This is a genomic window from Fodinibius sp. GM108 (assembly GCF_058386985.1).
In genome coordinates this window covers 101517-120241 of the sequence record NZ_JBYEIR010000007.1, presented here as the reverse complement: position 1 = coordinate 120241, position 18725 = coordinate 101517, and the positions used below count along the sequence as shown (strand labels likewise).

General features: G+C 40.5%; 12 protein-coding genes and 1 pseudogene. 7 read left to right on the top strand and 6 right to left on the bottom strand.

Annotated elements, in window-relative coordinates; genetic code table 11:
* Positions 1–79: 79 nt before the first annotated feature.
* Positions 80–2509 carry a replication restart helicase PriA gene (priA, locus tag ACT3ID_RS13940; protein ID WP_491542660.1) on the bottom strand — a complete coding sequence of 810 codons (2430 nt, stop codon included), beginning with the start codon at positions 2507–2509 and terminating at the stop codon, positions 80–82.
* Positions 2510–2906: 397 nt separating this feature from the next.
* On the opposite strand from priA, the gene ACT3ID_RS13935 reads away from it, so the two are divergent.
* Both ACT3ID_RS13935 and ACT3ID_RS13930 read left to right on the top strand, forming a co-directional pair.
* On the top strand, positions 2907–6161 hold the full coding sequence (locus ACT3ID_RS13935; protein WP_491542659.1) for a SusC/RagA family TonB-linked outer membrane protein: 3255 nt from the start codon (positions 2907–2909) through the stop codon (positions 6159–6161).
* 11 nt (positions 6162–6172) lie between these two features.
* On the top strand, positions 6173–7654 hold the full coding sequence (locus tag ACT3ID_RS13930; RefSeq protein WP_491542658.1) for a SusD/RagB family nutrient-binding outer membrane lipoprotein: 1482 nt from the start codon (positions 6173–6175) through the stop codon (positions 7652–7654).
* Between the two features lie 106 nt (positions 7655–7760).
* On the opposite strand, the pseudogene ACT3ID_RS13925 reads toward ACT3ID_RS13930, so the two are convergent.
* Positions 7761–8468, bottom strand: a pseudogene (locus ACT3ID_RS13925) (YifB family Mg chelatase-like AAA ATPase); the annotation flags it as partial.
* A 186-nt stretch (positions 8469–8654) separates the two neighbouring features.
* On the opposite strand from ACT3ID_RS13925, the gene ACT3ID_RS13920 reads away from it, so the two are divergent.
* Positions 8655–8903, top strand: a complete 249-nt coding sequence (locus ACT3ID_RS13920) for a hypothetical protein (protein WP_491542657.1) — start codon at positions 8655–8657, stop codon at positions 8901–8903.
* A 52-nt stretch (positions 8904–8955) separates the two neighbouring features.
* Here the strand turns inward: ACT3ID_RS13920 and ACT3ID_RS13915 are convergent, their stop codons facing one another.
* Positions 8956–9645: a hypothetical protein gene (locus ACT3ID_RS13915; RefSeq protein ID WP_491542656.1), complete on the bottom strand. Its 690-nt coding sequence runs from the start codon at positions 9643–9645 to the stop codon at positions 8956–8958.
* Positions 9646–10239: 594 nt separating this feature from the next.
* On the opposite strand from ACT3ID_RS13915, the gene ACT3ID_RS13910 reads away from it, so the two are divergent.
* The 4 genes from ACT3ID_RS13910 (at position 10240) to ACT3ID_RS13895 (ending at position 11885) form a co-directional block, all read left to right on the top strand.
* Complete coding sequence (locus tag ACT3ID_RS13910) at positions 10240–10428, top strand: hypothetical protein (RefSeq protein ID WP_491542655.1); 189 nt, start codon at positions 10240–10242, stop codon at positions 10426–10428.
* Complete coding sequence (locus ACT3ID_RS13905; RefSeq protein ID WP_491542654.1) at positions 10421–10927, top strand: JAB domain-containing protein; 507 nt, start codon at positions 10421–10423, stop codon at positions 10925–10927. Before ACT3ID_RS13910 ends, ACT3ID_RS13905 begins: the two co-directional genes overlap by 8 nt.
* A gap of 25 nt (positions 10928–10952) precedes the next feature.
* Positions 10953–11249 (top strand): hypothetical protein, encoded by a 297-nt coding sequence (locus ACT3ID_RS13900; RefSeq protein ID WP_491542653.1) that lies wholly within the window; start codon positions 10953–10955, stop codon positions 11247–11249.
* A 168-nt stretch (positions 11250–11417) separates the two neighbouring features.
* The gene (locus ACT3ID_RS13895) at positions 11418–11885 is read left to right on the top strand and encodes a hypothetical protein (RefSeq protein ID WP_491542652.1); all 468 of its coding nucleotides are present in this window, start codon (positions 11418–11420) and stop codon (positions 11883–11885) included.
* 75 nt (positions 11886–11960) lie between these two features.
* Here the strand turns inward: ACT3ID_RS13895 and ACT3ID_RS13890 are convergent, their stop codons facing one another.
* The 3 genes from ACT3ID_RS13890 to ACT3ID_RS13880 all read right to left on the bottom strand — a co-directional run bounded on the left by ACT3ID_RS13890 (position 11961) and on the right by ACT3ID_RS13880 (position 18716).
* Positions 11961–12101 (bottom strand): hypothetical protein, encoded by a 141-nt coding sequence (locus ACT3ID_RS13890; RefSeq protein ID WP_491542651.1) that lies wholly within the window; start codon positions 12099–12101, stop codon positions 11961–11963.
* Positions 12102–12293: 192 nt separating this feature from the next.
* Positions 12294–12986 carry a hypothetical protein gene (locus ACT3ID_RS13885; protein ID WP_491542650.1) on the bottom strand — a complete coding sequence of 231 codons (693 nt, stop codon included), beginning with the start codon at positions 12984–12986 and terminating at the stop codon, positions 12294–12296.
* A 96-nt stretch (positions 12987–13082) separates the two neighbouring features.
* The gene (locus tag ACT3ID_RS13880) at positions 13083–18716 is read right to left on the bottom strand and encodes a tail fiber domain-containing protein (protein ID WP_491542649.1); all 5634 of its coding nucleotides are present in this window, start codon (positions 18714–18716) and stop codon (positions 13083–13085) included.
* Between the last annotated feature and the right edge of the window lie 9 nt (positions 18717–18725).

Here is an 18725-nt window from a genome sequence, read left to right as displayed (position 1 = left end):
ATGCATATTTGCTCTTATTTTTATCACTTAACAAAAAATTCATGATAAAGAGCAATTCTTACGCATTACGTATTACGCGTCATTCCAGAGCATCTACGTTCACATTTATTCGTACTGAACTGGCTCCTTTTGGCTTTCGCTGGTCGTAATGTTCGAATGTTGTATCAAGCATCTTTTCAATAGCTCCTGCCCCATTACCCGGATCTATTTTTATAAAACTTTCCCAGCGATAAAAATTCTGCATCTTGGCGATAGCTGCCGGCGACGGTCCCAGCACCGAATCAAATTTGCCTAACACTTCGGTAATTGAAGACGTATATGCTTCGGCCACTTTGCGAACCCTGCTCTCTTGTTTCCCTTTAAATATAAAACGTATAATCCGGGAGTATGGGGGATACTGAAGCATTTTCCGGTAGGCCAGCTCCTGTCGGGCAAATGACTTGTAATCATGTTCGCGCGCCATCTTTACGGCGGGATGATCGGGCTGCCACGTCTGGAAGAAAACCTTCCCTTCTTTCTCTGAGCGACCCGAACGTCCCGCCACCTGGCTTAACAGCTGATACATTCGTTCCCCCGACCGGAAAGAAGGAAAAGCTAATTCCGTATCCGCATCAATTACTCCCACAACTGTGACATCAGGAAAATCCAGTCCCTTACCTACAATTTGAGTACCTACCAGGATATCAGCTTCTTTGCGCCCAAAAGCTTTGAGAATATCGGCGTGGGCGCTTTTGCCTGAGGTCGTATCAAAATCCATGCGCAATGTTTCGGCATCGGGAAAAAGGTCTGAAATTTCTTCTTCAAGCTGTTGCGTGCCGCTCCCTCTTGGTGCAACGGCACTGGCTCCACACTCTTTACAGTGCCGTGGCTGACGTTCCGAGTATCCGCAGTAATGACAACGCAGTTGTTTCTTGGCTTTGTGAAATGTCAAACTCACCGAGCAGTTGGGGCATTCGGGAATTTCTCCGCAATTGGCACACTGTAAGTATGAGGAGAATCCTCTTCTGTTGTACAGTAAAATAACCTGTTCGTCGTTGCTTAGCGCCTCCTGTATCGACTCAAACAGCGGCACCGCAATAGGTCCCTTCATTGCAGACCGGTACTGTTTCATGTCCAAAATATTTACTTTCGGAAGTTTTGCACCAAAAGGGCGCTGAGTAAGCGACAAAAACTCACTTTTCCCATTTCGGGCACCATAGAGCGATACCATACTGGGAGTAGCCGAACCCATAATTACAGTAGCATCATTAATATGTGCCCGCATGATCGCCACATCGCGTCCATGATAACGCGGTGCCGGGTCTTCTTGCTTGTAGGAAGTATCGTGCTCCTCATCAATTACGACTAATCCCAGATTTTGGATAGGAGCAAAAACCGCCGATCGTGCGCCGATAGCAACACGTTTTTCGCCTTTTTGCAAGGCCCGCCATGCATCATAGCGCTCGCGATCGGTCAGCCGACTGTGCAATACGGCAATATCATCCCCGAAAATCATATGAAAACGCCTGACAATCTGAGGCGTGAGACCAATTTCGGGTACTAACACGAGTCCCCCCTTACCCTGCTCCAATACTTTTTTCAGAGCATGTATATAGATCTCTGTTTTTCCACTGCCCGTAACACCATAGAGCAGAAAATTACTAAATCTCTCCTCATCTAATGCATTATTTATTTCTTCAAAGGCTGCTTCCTGCTCTTCATTTAATGACTTTAACTGGGAAGGATCATGCTCCAGCTTCATACTCAAATTTGTTGACTCTACTTCTTCGGATTTGATAAGTCCCTCTTTAGCAATTCGCTGAAGCGTATAATATTCGAGCAGGTCGTGTTTGGTTAGTTCACTTTGAAACTCCGGGAGCTCAAGTGCAGTCAATAATTTGAGGGCACGAATCCATTTATAACTGTTATTTGCTTTCTCATGATCAGCAATAATCTCTTGTGCTTTTAGAGGAGCATCTTCTTCGGTCCACTGCCACAAATTTTCTGTACTGGGATCCATTTTTGTAACGGGCTTTTCCCAGACCTCAACTACTTTCTGACCGATCAGTTTCTCTACTATTTCATCGCCCCATCTTTTCTGGGCTTCTTTCAGGGGATAAGAGTTTTCCTGGCGGATATCCTCAATAATTTCCCGCGCTGATTCATCAAAATGCTTCGGAATGCTCTCTCCGATCACTTTCAGATGTTTTTCGGAGCGGAAGTTAAGCCCCACAGGCAGAGCTGCCTGTATTGTTTCTCCCCATCCACAATAATAAAAACGATGTATCCAGCGGGTTAACTGTAACAGTTCATCAGAAAGAACTGGTTCTTCATCAAGTATCTTTTTAACTGCACGAGTATTAAAATCGGGTTCGTCATTATGAATCCGAACGATTAAGCCGATGGCATTATGCTTTTGTAACGGTACCCACACTCGCTTACCTACTGCGGCTTTACCCCGATGTTCTTCAGGCAGAGAATAAGTAAAAGGTTGCCGTACAGCAGTGGGAAAAACAATATCTGTATACAAAAGAAAAAATCTTATCAGTTAAAAATGTCAATGGGTCTGAAAAGCATATCCAATTTACCTAATGGAATCAATTTTTGATTTCAATAAATCAGAAAAGTCACATCAACTCTTGACCTAAACCTATCTGGAAAAGCTTTTCGCACATTGGAAGGTTTTAGAATAAGACGACGAATTAATTTTATAAGATCCTTTTCTAAAGAAAACCTGCCTTACAAAGGCGACACAGGCATTCCGAAAAATTTTTATCACCATATTATCTCAAGCTTCTTTAAACATCTGCTACCCATTAATAACAATTTGTATGATTTGAATATTTGCGCGATTTAATGAAAATAAATACATCAAGGTTCAGCACTTGATACTCATTAAGACCAATCATAATCAAAACTCCAGGGCTATGGTGAAAAAGCTACTATCTTTATGTACAGTATGCCTGTTTTTTACCTCTGTCGCATTAGCACAGACGGGTACAATAACAGGTACAGTAACCGATGAAAGTACGGGTGAAACATTGCCCAGTGTAAATGTATTCATTGTTGATCTGGATCGGGGAACCGCTACAGATGCCAGTGGAGAGTTTACAATTGAAGATGTTGAGTATGGGACCTATACCATACGTGCCAGCTTTGTTGGGTATGACACATTTGAACAAGAAGTTACTATAAATGAACCTACAACAACGCTTGACATCTCGCTGTCTACCACCATGCAACAACTTGATGATGTTGTTGTAACCGCATACGGTGTTGAGCAACAACTAAATCAGCTGCCGTATTCTGCTCAGCAGGTAGATGGTGATATTATCGCGGATAGTCGAAATGATAACTTTATGACTTCCTTGAGTGGACGGGTAGCCGGACTGAAAGTCAGCCAGACCAACGGAATGGGCGGATCCACCAATATTGTAATGCGTGGATATAAATCTATTTCCGGTGATAACCAGGTGCTTTTCGTTGTCGATGGAGTACCTTACGCCAACCAAGAGTTCAATGACGCCAGTGTGGAAGCAGGATTTGCCGGCTATGACTATGGTAATACGGGCGTCGATATCAATCCCGATAATATTGCATCCGTTAACGTCCTGAAAGGACCGGCCGCCGCTGCTTTGTATGGATCGCGGGCTTCAAACGGTGCTGTTGTGATTGAAACCAAAAGCGGACAAAGAGGAGGTCCTGTACAAGTCACTTTTAATTCCAGCGCTACCGCCAGCCTAGTCGATGAAAGCACCTTCGTTGACCATCAGATGGAATACGGAAGCGGTTATTACGGAGCAGAGAACTATATTTACAGCATCAGTGGATTTACCCGACAAGATATTGACGGTGACGGTACCGAAGATCTGATCGCTAATCCATGGGATGACGCCTCTTATGGTCCCCGTTTTGAGGGCCAAGAAGTTTATCAATGGGATGCTTTTGTTGATGGAGGACCCAACTTCATGCAAAAAACCCCATACGTTGCTCCTGAAAACACGCCGATAGATTTTCTGGAAACCGGTACTGAATTTAGCAACAGTATCCAAATTAACGGTGGCTTCGACAGAGGTACTTACTCGATGAGTTATAATAATAATAACACCACGGGTATTCTGCCCAATAGTCAACTTGATAAAAATAGGTTGGATTTCTCAGCTGCCTATGATGTAAGCGACCGATTTACGGTTTCCGGTAAAATACAGTACACTAAAACTGAGGGCCGTGCACGTCCGGCTACCGGTTACGGAACAATGTTCAGCCAGTTTCGACAATGGTGGGCTACCAATGTTGATATTGAGAAACAGCGAGAAGCTTACTTCCGCAATCGCACCAATGAAACCTGGAACTGGACACAAGGTGGTCTCGGTGAAAGTCCTATCTACTGGGATAATATTTACTGGACTCGATATGAAAACTTCTCTACTGATGAGCGTGATCGTTATTTCGGTAATGTAGAAGCAGAGTTCGAGGTATTTGACTGGTTGAATTTGACGGGACGCATCAGTATTGATAGTTATAATCAGCTCATCGAGGAGCGTATAAACAAAACCAGCATTGAGATTTCGCAGTACGAGAAGCAACAACAAAACTTTACAGAATTTAACTATGATGTACTCGCGAACTATAATCAGCAACTGACTGAAAGTATCCGTTTAAGTGGTGTAGTTGGTATGAACATCCGTCGTAATCATACCCAGGGTTTTACGGCCAGCACCAATGGAGGATTGGTTGTTCCAGGATTATACTCATTAAGTAATTCAATCAACTCTATTGAGTATCCTGAGGAAACAGACCAACAGCTAGGCGTTAATGGATATTTCGCCAGTCTGACGATTAATTATAATGACTTCATTAATATTGAAGCTACCGGCCGGAGGGATAAATCTTCCAGTCTGCCGCAAGACGAAAATGTTTATTATTATCCTTCTGTTTCAGCTGGGTTTATCTTCAGCGAATTTGTTGACGCTGATTGGTTGTCGTTCGGTAAGATCCGCGGAAGTTGGGCTGAAGTCGGTAACACCGCACCACCCCACAGTATAGATGATACTTTTGATCGTCCGGCAAACTTTGGACCCGCGGGCCTTTATACACTCCCGAGCACCAAAAACAATCCCAACCTTAAACCAGAACGCACCAAGAGTTGGGAGGTCGGAATTCAAATGGGTCTTATGCAGGACCGGCTTAATTTTGATGTAAATTACTACGATCAAAATACCGTTAATCAAATATTGGCCACGGAAGTTTCTCGGGCTACCGGTTTTGCATCCAAATTTGTAAATGCCGGTAACGTAGAAAATCGCGGTATTGAAGTAACTTTGACTGGCCGACCGGTAGTAAGCAGTGACTTTGCCTGGACGGTTGATGTTAACTGGAGTAAAAATATTAACACAGTTAAAGAGCTCGCACCCGGAATAGACAACTATCAGCTCGCAAGTCCGCAAGGCGATGTTACAATAAGTGCTGCTCTCGGAGAACCGTATGGTGCAATCCGCGGAACAGATTATGTAAATCTCGACGGAGAACCGTGGAGCGAAAATGGAGGTCGACGTCTCATAAACAGCAGCGGCTTTTATGAAGTTACTTCGTCCTCAAACAACATCATCGGGAATATGAATCCCGATTGGACAGGTGGTATTTCCAACCGGCTGAATTACCAAAATTGGTCGCTGAATTTCCTTGTTGATGTCCGTTGGGGCGGAGATATTTTCTCTCTTGACCAATACTACGGCCAGGGTACAGGAATGTATCCTATTACGGCTGGACTCAATGATTTGGGTAATCCCAAGCGTGACCCAGTAGCCGATGGCGGTGGTGTTATTCTGGACGGTTATAACGAAGATGGTTCTCGAAATGAAATCAGAGCAGAAGCCGGAAGCGTGCTTGGTGCTTATGGATGGGTAAACAACCCCGCTGCACACTTTGTTTATGACGGCTCATATGTGAAGCTTCGTGAAGTAGGCCTGACATATAACCTCCCGCAAGATCTCATCAATAGAATTGGTCCTATTCAGGGTGCCTCGTTATCTGCCATTGGTAGAAACTTGTGGATCATCCACAAAAATCTTCCTCATGCTGATCCTGATCAAGGAATCGCAGCAGGTAACGTTCAGGGATACCAAGGCGCCGTTCATCCGAGCACGCGTGACATCACTTTGAATTTGAAACTTGAGTTTTAGGATTGAATACCATGAGAAAATTACTATTACCTATACTAGTACTAGCACTGGTAGTTGGTGCGTGTGAAGACGATCTCACGAGTTTGAATGAGGATCCAAAAGGCGCATCTGAAGTACCAGGAGACCCACTATTTTCGAATGCACAAATGAGCTTTGGGACGGAACTAACCGATCCCAATGTAAACAGCAATATCTTCATGTACATGGCACAATACTGGGCAGCAACCACTTATGCGGATGAATCCCAGTATAATCTTACCGGACGTGCAATACCGTCAACTTTTTGGAGCGAACTTTATCGGGACGTTCTAAAAGATCTGGATAGAGCTGCTGTGCTAATCGAAGAAAATGATCTGATTAATGAAGCCCAAAAACAAAATCAGCTGGCCATGATAGAAGTCATCAATGTATTGACTTACTATCATTTGGTTACATTATTTGGGGATATTCCTTATTCAGAAGCATTAGATCCAGAGATTACACAACCCGCATATGATGATCAGGAGACTATATATGCGGATTTAATGAGTCGGCTTAATACCGCTATAAACAATCTGGATCCAAGTGCTTCGTCTTTCGGTGAAGCCGATATCTATTATGGTGGCGATGTGGATGCCTGGATTAAATTTGCTAATTCATTAAAGATGCGTATGGCGATTACTATCGCCGATGTAAATCCAGGTGACGCACAAACGGCCATTGAAGAAGCATCGCCAAATGCATTTACCTCTAACGCGGATAATGCTACTATTGATTTTACCAATGCCCCCCCTCACACAAATCCTGTGTGGGAACGTTTGGTACAAAGTGGCCGTAACGACTATGTACCGGCCAATACGCTTATCAATATGATGAATAATCTCGACGACCCGCGTCGTGATATTCACTTTACCCAAATTGGGGGAGAATATGAAGGTGGCATCTATGGCGAAAGCAATGACTACTCTAATTTCTCTCATATCGTAGGCCCGGTCATTGACCAGAGTTTCGAAGGCACGCTGTTAGAGTATGCTGAAGTAGAATTTATCCGTGCTGAAGCAAAAGCAAGAGGATGGCTACAAGGCACGGCCACTACAGCTGAAGAGCATTATAATAATGCTATTGCAGCTGACATGAACTATTGGAGCAACGCCGCTGGTGGTGAGGCAATCACCGAGAGTGAGATTACCACATACCAAACACAGCCAGAGGTAGCATTTCCTTCTGGTGGGTCATCAGATGAGCAGATTAATGCGATAGCTGAACAGAAATGGCTCGCGCTCTATATGCAGGGTTATCAAGGTTATACCGAGTGGAGAAGACTTGATCATCCTACTCTCAATGGTATAGCCAGTGTAGGTATTAGCGAGGATGATATTCCTGTTCGCTGGATCTATCCTGTAGATGAACAGAACCTAAACCAGTCAAACTGGGAGGCTGCTGCAAATAATATTGGTGGCGATGAAAAATCAACACTGTTATTCTGGGATACAGGATATGCCAGTTCTAATTAAATAAGCTTATTACTAATCTTTAAAAGAAGGAGCTTCGAACAATCGGAGCTCCTTTTTTATTTATTTGCCTTTATGGTTATTCAATTATTTAATCTCTAAATAGCATTCAACCCAGCCAGCCTTCCCTGTCCAGACTTCGGTACTGTATAGCTTCTGCTATGTGATTGGCTTCTATAGACTCTGACCGCTCCAAATCAGCTATAGTACGCGAAACCTTGAGGATACGATCATACGCTCGCGCCGACAATCCAAGAGAGGTAATCGCTTTTTTGAGCATCTGTTTTCCGGCATCATTGATCTTGCAAATTTTGCGCGACATTTTTGTGTTCATCTGCGCATTACAATAAACATTTTCGAAACCCATAAAACGCTGCGTTTGTACTTCCCGCGCCTGCATCACCCGTTCCCGTATACTTTGAGAAGACTCTCCTTTTGATTTACTCGAAAGCTCATCATAACTCACCTTTTGCACCTCGATATGCAGATCAATGCGATCGAGCATGGGTCCGCTTATTTTGCTTAAATAACGCTGCATTTGCGATGGTGAGGCTCCGCCGGGATCCGCAGGATCATACCAGTCTCCCGTTGGCGACGGATTCATCGAAGCCACCAGCATAATGCGGCTCGGATAGCTCACACTCATTCGCGCACGTGATATGCTAACTGAGCCATCCTCCAGCGGTTGACGCATAACTTCCAGGGCACTTCGCTTAAACTCTGGTAGCTCATCCAAAAACAATACGCCGTTATGCGCCATCGATATTTCACCGGGCATAGGGATACTTCCTCCTCCCACAAGGGCTACATCTGTTACGTTTGGATTGATAGGTGGTAAAGATTCATTTCAGTTTACTGAGACCTTTCAACCTGATAAAAAACAGATCCGTAGATGATGTTCGTGGGCATTTTTGGAGTTGAGTACATTTTTTAAGAGAATAGTAGTAGCAATAAAAAGATTATTAATTCATACCACATTTAATAAAATTCACAAAGTAGTTATATGAAACTTTCAGATAAGCAAAAAGAAAAAGTGCTGAACTGGTTCCTTTCTCACGATATAAATTTTAATTGTAACGAATGTGGTGGTATCAAATCTCTTTCTATTAACGAAAGACTATCAAAGATTTTCGCGATGGATGATACTGGTCGGTACGATCCAATAGTAACAGTTTTTTGCTCAAACTGTGCTCATACCAAAATGTTCAACCTTGATAAAATGGGTTTTGAAGAATCGGATTTTTTTAACTAAACATACGCACCTAAGAAAAGCCATAAAATAAGAAGCTGGTTAAAGTCTACTATTATGTAGGAACCTCTTCTGGATTAACAACTTTTCCCCCGTTTCCATCTGAATCGATAATTTCCATTCTCTTTATTTTTCCTGCATCTATTGGCGCAGTTATTAATTTCTCTTTATTCATTTTTTGGAGTATAATTTTTTGTCTCTTTTCAAAATCAACCCCTAAATCCTTCAGTAAATTATTTGTCTTAATTGTTTCATCCATTTTCTGATTTCTGTCTTTTCTTCTTTGTTCTCTGTAACCTAAATGCCAATCTTTGATAGCTTCCAAAACTTTACCAAACCCCATTAAATCCAGTGAGCCTGGAGAATTTATCTCAATCCTATTAATTCTAGGTATTAATTTGATTTCTGAATCCTCAACTATATCATCTCTTAGAATTTCGTACTCTAAACTTGCAGTTGCTCTATAGAATTGACTTGGGTAATTTCGGCTAGTATCAAACTGAGAATGCACCTCTAAATTTTTTTCATAGAGATACCTAAAAATATCTTTTGCCGAAGGAATACGAGTGATGTCAAAAGGACTTGACTCCCCGTACTTATTTTTAAACTTATAACAAACTTCAACTGCCAAATTGAAATCATATATAAAAAGTAATCCTTCTAAAAAATTGGAAAGCTCTTCTAGAGTCCAATCATCATCTAATGTAGTTCTCAGTATATGTTCCTTCAAGTCTGTTTCTTGCATGTATTTGAATGAGTTAAACCTTTAAATTCTTCTTCGCACTTATTTTTTAATATAGCTCATTATTTAAATGTTATTAACCATTAGCAAGGGATAGGTCACCTTAGTCATACTTTGCCCACGACTAACGTCTATAAAAGTGAGTAGTATAACTATCTCAATAACCACAAAACGAAACATACAAGACCAAAGATAAGCCAATAGGCAAGACTTGTTTTCCACCAATCTTTAAAATTATCTGGATCTGCCATAAGGATTGAAATAAATAGGACCAGCCCTGCTTAGAGAAACTGGCCCACATTATGAGTTCACTATTAGTAAGACCTCTCAGAGAAGTAATCCTTACAAATTATTTTTGTTAGAATCCTTTTTGGGTTAGGCTACATAGCAATGCTCTCCTACGGCCAACCTCTCTAACCCTCAACATATCTACAATACGGCGCGTTATATACGCTATATACAGCGATTTCTGTAACGATTTTTATGCTTTTCCCCATAGTCCCAAGTCGGAAATAATCTCGCAAATTTAGTTGCTCTCCCTTCAAAATTTTTACGACCGTCCCCGTAGAGATTAAAGGTTAATAAAAGGTTAGAAAGATGACACACGAAGAGGTTAAATCAGGACTCGAAATTTTCAAGCTCATTCATAAGTCCGATATCGAGATTACTGACTGGGACGATAATGGAAATTATGAGATAGCTTATCCTGACGGTACGAAAGAATGGTTAGGAGAGATCGAAGCTATCGAAGTCATTCATAACGAAATTGCATATCTCGATGAGTGATTCAAATAACGACAATCAGAGATTGCCAAGCAATCGATGTAAGCAACTTGAGTTTGAGTACGCTGTAGTAAATGAGCTCTCATTGAAATACAAAGCTCGTACGGACTTAGAACCAAGAGTCATTACAGGTCCAGATCATGCAATTCCCTTCTTCCGAGAAATCTGGAATGATCAAATGGCTAGAAAGGAGTCCTTTTATATAGGGCTTATGAATTCACAAAAAGTGGTGATAGGATACGCTCTGATATCTCAAGGCGGGCAGACTGCTACTATAGTTGATCCTGCTGAGATAATGAGAATTGCATTACTCTCCGATGCTAACTCAGTAATTCTAGCTCACAATCATCCATCAGGAAATTTAGATCCTTCCAAAGCTGATATCAATCTAACAAACAGAATAGTTGAGTCAGGAAAATTATTAGGGATTCAGGTTGTCGACCACATAATCATTTCGGAAGGTGGCCATACGTCGATGCGAAAGCGAGACTTAATCAACTAATCAATCACAACTAAAGGTTAAAGTTATGAGTAACGTTAAAAAGGTAGATCAGGAAAAGTTCGAAAAAGTTAAGAATCAACAATCACGCAAAGACCCCAATAGTCTTAAATCTCGAATGTATGCTAAGTTTGATGAGATTGAGCCTGGTGATGGTGCTTTAGAAGTAGAGCCTGGTGAAGATGAGCGAATTGATTATATCCAGTCTCTTGCTTCTCAATATAATCGAGAAGAGCAACGTTCTGAGATTAAACTTAGGACTATGAAGACTGCTGATGAATCGAAGATATATATTTACGCAATCGATTCTGACGAAGCAAAGTAGTTTTATATACCTCATATATATGAGCCTGAGCTTTTGATCGAGCTCAGGCTTTTCTTTTTAGAAATCCTACCTGTTTCCTGAATTGCACTTCTATTTATAATCAGCCGTTGACCTTTCAAAAGTATAGGTGGATGGTTCTGTTGAATGTCAATTTAAGGAGATAAAATTATGAAGAAATCAATCGCAGTAGCTTTAGTATTTATATTCACAGGATGTGCAGCCACATCAACTTTACCACCAGCTGGACCATCAGATACGCCGATGAAAAAAGCTGATACGATTCTACTTACAGTAAATGAATCGCCACAAGAGGCGTATCAAAATTTTGCTCAACATTTGAGTTCGGAAGGATTCGGTTTTGAGAATACAGATGAGAGCCTGCTAATGCTTAAAACTGATATACAAGATTTCAGCAAAGTATTCAGAACTTCCTTATCAATGAATGTGTCAGTTTTAAATAGAGAACAAACGACTATTCAAATTACCGGGAATACAAAAGCTGGATTTGGAAATAATGAACTCGAAGTAGAAAATAGAGGTGCGAATTCTAACACTATTAAAAAGGCATGGAATAAGATGGAAGAAATTGCAATTGCTTACCCACATATTATAGACATTTCATATCAAAGGAACTGAGTCCTGCCTTCCACAATCAGTTCCAATTGGGTCTGTCAGTTAATTCTGGCAGGCCCTCTCTTTTTAGATTTGAGTTTATTTCTTGTCTACATCTTTCTTAGGTGATTTTGTAGATCCTCCAACTGATACATCAGAAGAATTATCTTTCCTATACCATTTGGAAAATGCTACACCAACACCTATACCTGCTATAAATGCTACTATTGCTATAGTCATAATGATTCATGATTTAATTAAAGTTATAAGGAAACTTCTTGTTTAACTTTCGTTTTCTACTCTTACAGCCACAACCGTCAGCATTGGTAAACTTAGCTACCAACTTATCTGCTTTGAAAAATTTTAATGTCGCTTCTATCGTGTCGCCTAATCCCTTGTGATTTTTAAACATACCTGTTTTGCTTTTTTTATTTACATCGAACAATCGCTATATGTAACCGTACCTGTCGTACAGTATCCACCTTCCTGACCGGAAGAGTTTACTGAGTATATTCTGTATTTAACATCATCCCCATCCTGAGCTACGGAACAAAAACTCTCTGAATATGACGTGTCAGTTGTTTGGGTAACATATGTCCAGCTTCCTCCATTAACACTGCGATAAACATTATAACTGGCTGCAGACCCATCAGAAGGTGCATTCCAACTTGCTGTCATTGTACCGTCTGTGGTGTCTATGAAGAGTGCACAATCTGAAGGAGCACTGGAATATTGTGTTGTCGTAAAAGAATCAGAACCTAAATCTCTGCTATAGTCTGAACTTGATGCATCGTTGTAATCATTATATGCAACACATCGGTAATAATACGTAGTACCATCGTTAAGTCCACTCACATCTATGGTTACAACATCCCCATCCCCTCCAGATTCTGCATCGTTTGAAATAAAAGGACTGTTGCTGAAATCCGATGCTGTATCAAGTTCAGCTTTTATTGTAGCACCACCAGAAACACCTCCTGCATCATCTACGCTAACGTCCAAATCAGCACTTTCATAATCGACATTACTTGCTCCATGTTCATTCATACCAGCAGGTCTTCCCGTACCTTCAAAATCTCTTAGATCATCACTGGAGCCATCATACCCAAAGATTTTATCATACATCTCTTTCATACCTTGTGGACTAGGTAACGCATTGAATGTATCGTTCCCAAATTCATTTTTTACCTTTTTTAATGTTGCTGGACTTGATACTGCCATTTACAGTGTACCTCCCAAACCTTTTACTTGTTGTTCTAACTTCTGAACTCTTTCTTCGAGTTCTTCTACTCGTGATTTCTCTGCTTTCTTCTCTTCCAACTCCTGAATAGCTCGTGTATTCAGAGCAGTCATGGAGTGTTGTTTCAGAGTCAAATATCCATCATTGTTTACCTTAATTAATTCTGGATAAAACTCCTGTACATCTTGAGCAAAATATCCTGTCTCAAATTCACCTTTCTTGTAATATCTCCTAACTGGTATATCTAGTAATGTAGAAAGGGAGCCCTCAAGCAATTCATCGTTACTTTTTAACCTTTTATCGGAATCAAGAATAAAGTTATTAGCAGTTACATTTCCACTGGAATTAACTTCCATCTTTGTTTCCCAAGTAATAGATCCACCTGCACTTCCACCATCTCCCCACTTTAAGGCAAAAAATGGATCAGATGTATGCATATCTATAAAGAATGCTGGTTCACTACTTTCGAGATATGTTTCACCAGTTCCACGTGTTGCATTCCATTTAAGCTGGAATCGGCCGTTGCCATCCTGCGTTGACATAAGCAGGGAACTGGTACTGTCGCTGAACTCGATCAGTGGTGCACCAGAATCATTATCACTAATTCTGATACTGCTTCCCAGCTTAACGGCATTCCCGTGAAAGAAGCCATCGTTGAGATAAAAATCTCTGCCAGAAGTCAGGCGAGCTATCCACGTGCTACTGGAAAATTCTGAAAATCGTAACTCACTCCAGCTACCAGCACTGCCATCACCGCTCTGGATATAATTAACACCGCTTGCAGCAGTAAAACGCAAGTCACTGATAATTGTAGTTCCTGTAACTTCAAGCTTTTCAGATGGACTCGTTGTTCCTATACCAACGTTTGCACCTCCTGTGGCTAAATACGAATCAGTGTCACCTGAAATTCTAAATGTATTATTTCCACTTCCATCCCAACCTCTTATTGCATCAGCATTAGGATCAATATTAATATTTCTTCCTTGATCCGTATCCTCTACTCTAACTCTTGCATCACTTCCAACTACATCTAATTTCTCAGATGGACTTGATGTACCTATACCAACATTACCACCAGTAAACCGAACTATTTCGTTATATGAATCAGCAGAATTATCATACTCACGTATAATACCACGGCTAGCACTGTTATATGATATATAAAAACCATCGTTTCGATAAGCTAAATGGGTGTTTCCAGCAGTAGAGCTTTTTATATTAAGATAATCTCCATCTGGATTTGGGTTTTTAATTGCCATACCATCTTCAAACGTCACCCAACCTGAAAACGTACCTCCGCCTTTTGGAACAAAGTAACTGTCATAATCAGATTGCTGTGCCGTAACATCTCCCGTTCTACTGAAAACAGATGAAACTGGTGGAGTGCTATTACTTGTTGAACCTGCTCCAACACGTCTTGTAATCCCATTACCTAAATTATGGAACATTCCATCTTTGTTAATGGCTACCGTGGTATTAGAGATTACAAATCTAGGATTGGAAGCGGTTACTGATCCACCGTCACCACTTCCATTTGTATGAACTTCAACACGAAACTCAAAGTTATCATAAGTTCCAGAACTTGCTTCCAGAACATTTTCTTCAGTATCCATTTCATTTTGAGTATCCCACTTCAATCTATCTATGGTAATAGGAGTATTTGTACCAACTTGTCCTCTAAGCCGAATCTGAACGTAATCAACATTCCCCCAATTGAGATTATCTGTTATAGAAAACGTGAGAGTCAATTGCTGATCATCTTTTGCATTACTTACCTGCTCACTGTCTGAAGAATACATTCCAGCAAGACTTCCAGCATTGACTGATACATCTGAAACAGTTTGGTTTAGATATTCATTAACACTTGGAGTTGTCGTATTAGCACCAATATGCAATACATCGTGCACACTACCTGATAAACTTCCAGATTCAAAGTATGCACCCATTTCCATTCTATTGTTAGAAGAATCAAGAGCGATCTTCCCACCACCTGAGCTATTTACTATTTTTTTGAATTCAGATGTTGTGAAATCCCATCCTGCAAGCTGTGCTGTTCCAGCACTTCCATCAAATAAGAACTTGCTTCCTAAGCTAAATTGCTGGTTGGCTGAACTCATGTGAATATCAGCAGAGTTATATCCACTTCCACCTGCATTGAGTGTGAAAACATTAGATGTAAAATCTATGCTATTGAATACACCATTTAAATTACCTCCGCTGTATTCCAAGTAATCTCCGGTCTTGTTAAGATCTCCAACAACAACAGAATCAGTTAAATGTGCATTAGAAGAGAAGAATCCTTCATCTCCACTGTTGATTGTACTGTATGAATTTTGAGATGTCAGAATACCAATTTGAGTGGTAATATTACTGACACTATCAAACGCAGTAAGAGAATCAATTCCTGTAAAGTATTTCTGTACTGGTGCATCACTATCAGATACCGTTGTATAAATTAGTTTCTGTCTATCTGAATCTGTTGGATGTCCACGTTGAACCATGACATCACCAGCAGATAGACTAGTTACATCAGTTGTACCTCCTTCATGAGTACCACCTGTAACAGTTGTGTCCAGCGTTAATGTAATCTCATTATTATTGTTTGAATCAACTGCAACATTTGTTACTTGTCCTTTTAGATCTTGGAAAATTCCACTGTCAATATCTACGGACTTGACCCAAAAGAAATCACCTGAACCAGATACTCTACCGCCTGAACCATCGTCTTTATCATCAATAAAACTTGTTGTAGAGCGTTCATTTGGATTCTCAATAACTACTTTATTTCCTGCACCATCTGGATCAACTTCTTTGATTTTTGCTCTAGCAACTGACCTTAAATCAGATCCGGCAATAATTCCTAATTGATCAATGATTAATTCTCTAAACCGTGCTGTTTCACGAACTACGAGATTTCTAATATTGAAATCCCCTTCGTCTGTGCCTTGCCACCCTGTTCCAGAGAAGTCTGTTGTCAGTGAATAATTGGCTGGTTCTACGGTATGAACGGTACCATCCGCAGCATCACCTAACAATGCGTTCCCTAAAGATGTAATACTATCAACTGTTAAATCACTGAAAGTCGGATCTGCATTGGTATGTATGTTCTGAGGTAATGAAAGTGTAAGAGTACTATTTCCATCATCAGTTACATTAACTTGATGTGTTGTTCCTGAAATTAAAGATGCGAGATTTACTGTATTAAATCGGCTTTCAGAATTACTCCATCGTGCTAAATATTTGTCTGTCGGTGATAACTCTCTAGTTGCTACTGGTTGTAGAACAGATCCTGATTTACCAATCTTCCATAGATCATCAGTTTCATCAAATCCCCAACGATAATTCGTAAGAGTACCTCTGTCGGCTTCCCAACCAGCAAATCCAGCAGAGATTCCATCTCCTGTTTCACCAGAGTTTATTATGGCTAGGTTATCCTCAATTTCTACTGTTTCTGTATTAGTGATAAACTCTGTGCCGTTTACTGTGAGATCACCAGATATTGTTACATTTCCACTGAATGAACCAGAATCAAATTGAACAGTATCTCCTGTACCAAGAGTCTGAGGATCGTTATCAGGGAATAAGTTTGTACCACTAATCGATATACTACTTAAATCAAGATCAGCCGTTTTATCTTTCAGCTTCAAATTTGCTTGTGCAGTTGATACATTACTGAGGCCAGAAAGGTTGTTAACTTTCTTTAAATAGCGATTATCAAAACCAGTTTCTGATTCCCATTCACTTTCAGTATCTGGCTTACCTGAAATAGAACTCCAAGATGTGCTGTCACTTGTACCGTCTGTTGAACTAGTACCTTGGTTATCACTGTCTGAGAAATTTAAAATATCCTTAAAAGTATCTGAGCTATCTTCATTAACAGATAACTCTAAGAAATATCCATCCCAAGTACTTGACTCACCTGTTAGAGTACCTCCTAAGAAGAATAAATTTGTCGAGTTGTATACAGGAATGTTTACAGGACTAAAATCTCCTAATAGATTACCTTGAAGATTTCGAGTAGCCTTGCGTTGTAAGTCGAGATGTTCTTTGAATAGATTTTTATGAAGATTTCTGTAGGACGTAGATCCGCGCCGTTGCCACGAGTCAGAAGTCGTAGCACCATCGTTTGTTGAATAGCGAAGAGCTGAAACAGCATATCCTACTGGACCGTCACCAAATATTGTATCAGGTAATTCACGTACAACTGAATAACTTCCAGTTTGGGTAAGTCTGTAATCTATTGACGTTGTATCTTCAGGACCTATTGGGTTTTTTACATCGAAATTTACATTGTATTCAGTCCTGTTTGCAGTAGTGGTAGCTGTACCTGCACTATAGAATGTAACTTCAAGCACTCCATCAGCACCAGACGGAATTTTATCAGTTTCTATATTTATCTTTCCATAGTATTCATTATCAGTAATGAGGTCCAGATTTGTATTCACATTGCTAGTACTTGTAACCCAATCACTACCATCCCACCAATACTCCGTACCTCCTGATGTACCAGCTCGGATTCGTATAGGAGCATCAATAGTACTTCCGTGATTACCATCTGGCATTGAAGCTTCAGCATCTCCTGAAATAACAACAAATTGGTCGCCATCAGAAACGAAGAACTGCTCATAAGATTTGTTCCCACCCTCAAGAACAATATCACTAGGAAGCTTAAGATTTTGTGCTTTCGTGCGGTGATTAAACTTCCCTTCTATCTTCTTAACACCTGGATTAATCTGATTAACACTTGAAGGTAGAATATATCGTGACACTCGGTCGACATTTACACTTATATCCTTACTTGTATTAGCTGCTTGTTGCGTTCCTGTTGAATCATATTGGAATTCGTGTACGGTCGTAGGATCTTCTAATTCAGAAAGTTGATATATACGCCATGCATTACCTGCTTGTCGAAGAATAAGACCGTAATTAGTTAATACGTACTCTAAAGCCTCTATGTGATTTATCGATTGGTCAGTTTCATCACCTGTACTAGCAAACTCTCTCAGTGCTTTACGTTCATTGTAAATCTGATTTAGAAAGTCATCAGAGTCTGTCGTATCAGATGTAATCCAACTTGTGTAAGTGTAGATGTCTAGGCCGAATCCAAGATCATCTAATAGATCAGCAATCGTAACGATAATCTTTTTGCGATCATTAGTAAGCGGAAAGTCAATACCTGAAAGTGTTGTAAGATCTTTAGCTACAATCTTACCTGAATAAGTGTAGTTACCTTCTGGATACTCTAATAAGTCACTTAATACTTTACCCGTCCAGAAAACAGAACCATTAATCTTAAGTCGCATACGAAACTGATCTTCATCAGCTCCGAATATCTCATCTAATATTGCTTTTCCGTCATATCCTAATCCAGAATCTACACCTTGACCCCGAATTTGTAGAAAGAACTCAAGTCGCCCTTTTTGGATAGGCTCTTTTAATGGCTCTTGTGGATTCAGTTTGTCATAATGAAGTTTAAATACACCTTCATCGCCGTACCCTGTTACCTCTGTAACACTACCTGAAAATCCATCCTCTAAAATTTCAATGGTATAGGTATTCCCGCCTATCTCGTCAGGTGTTTTTTGTGTGCATTGATATTTTAATCCAAATGCCACATATCTTCT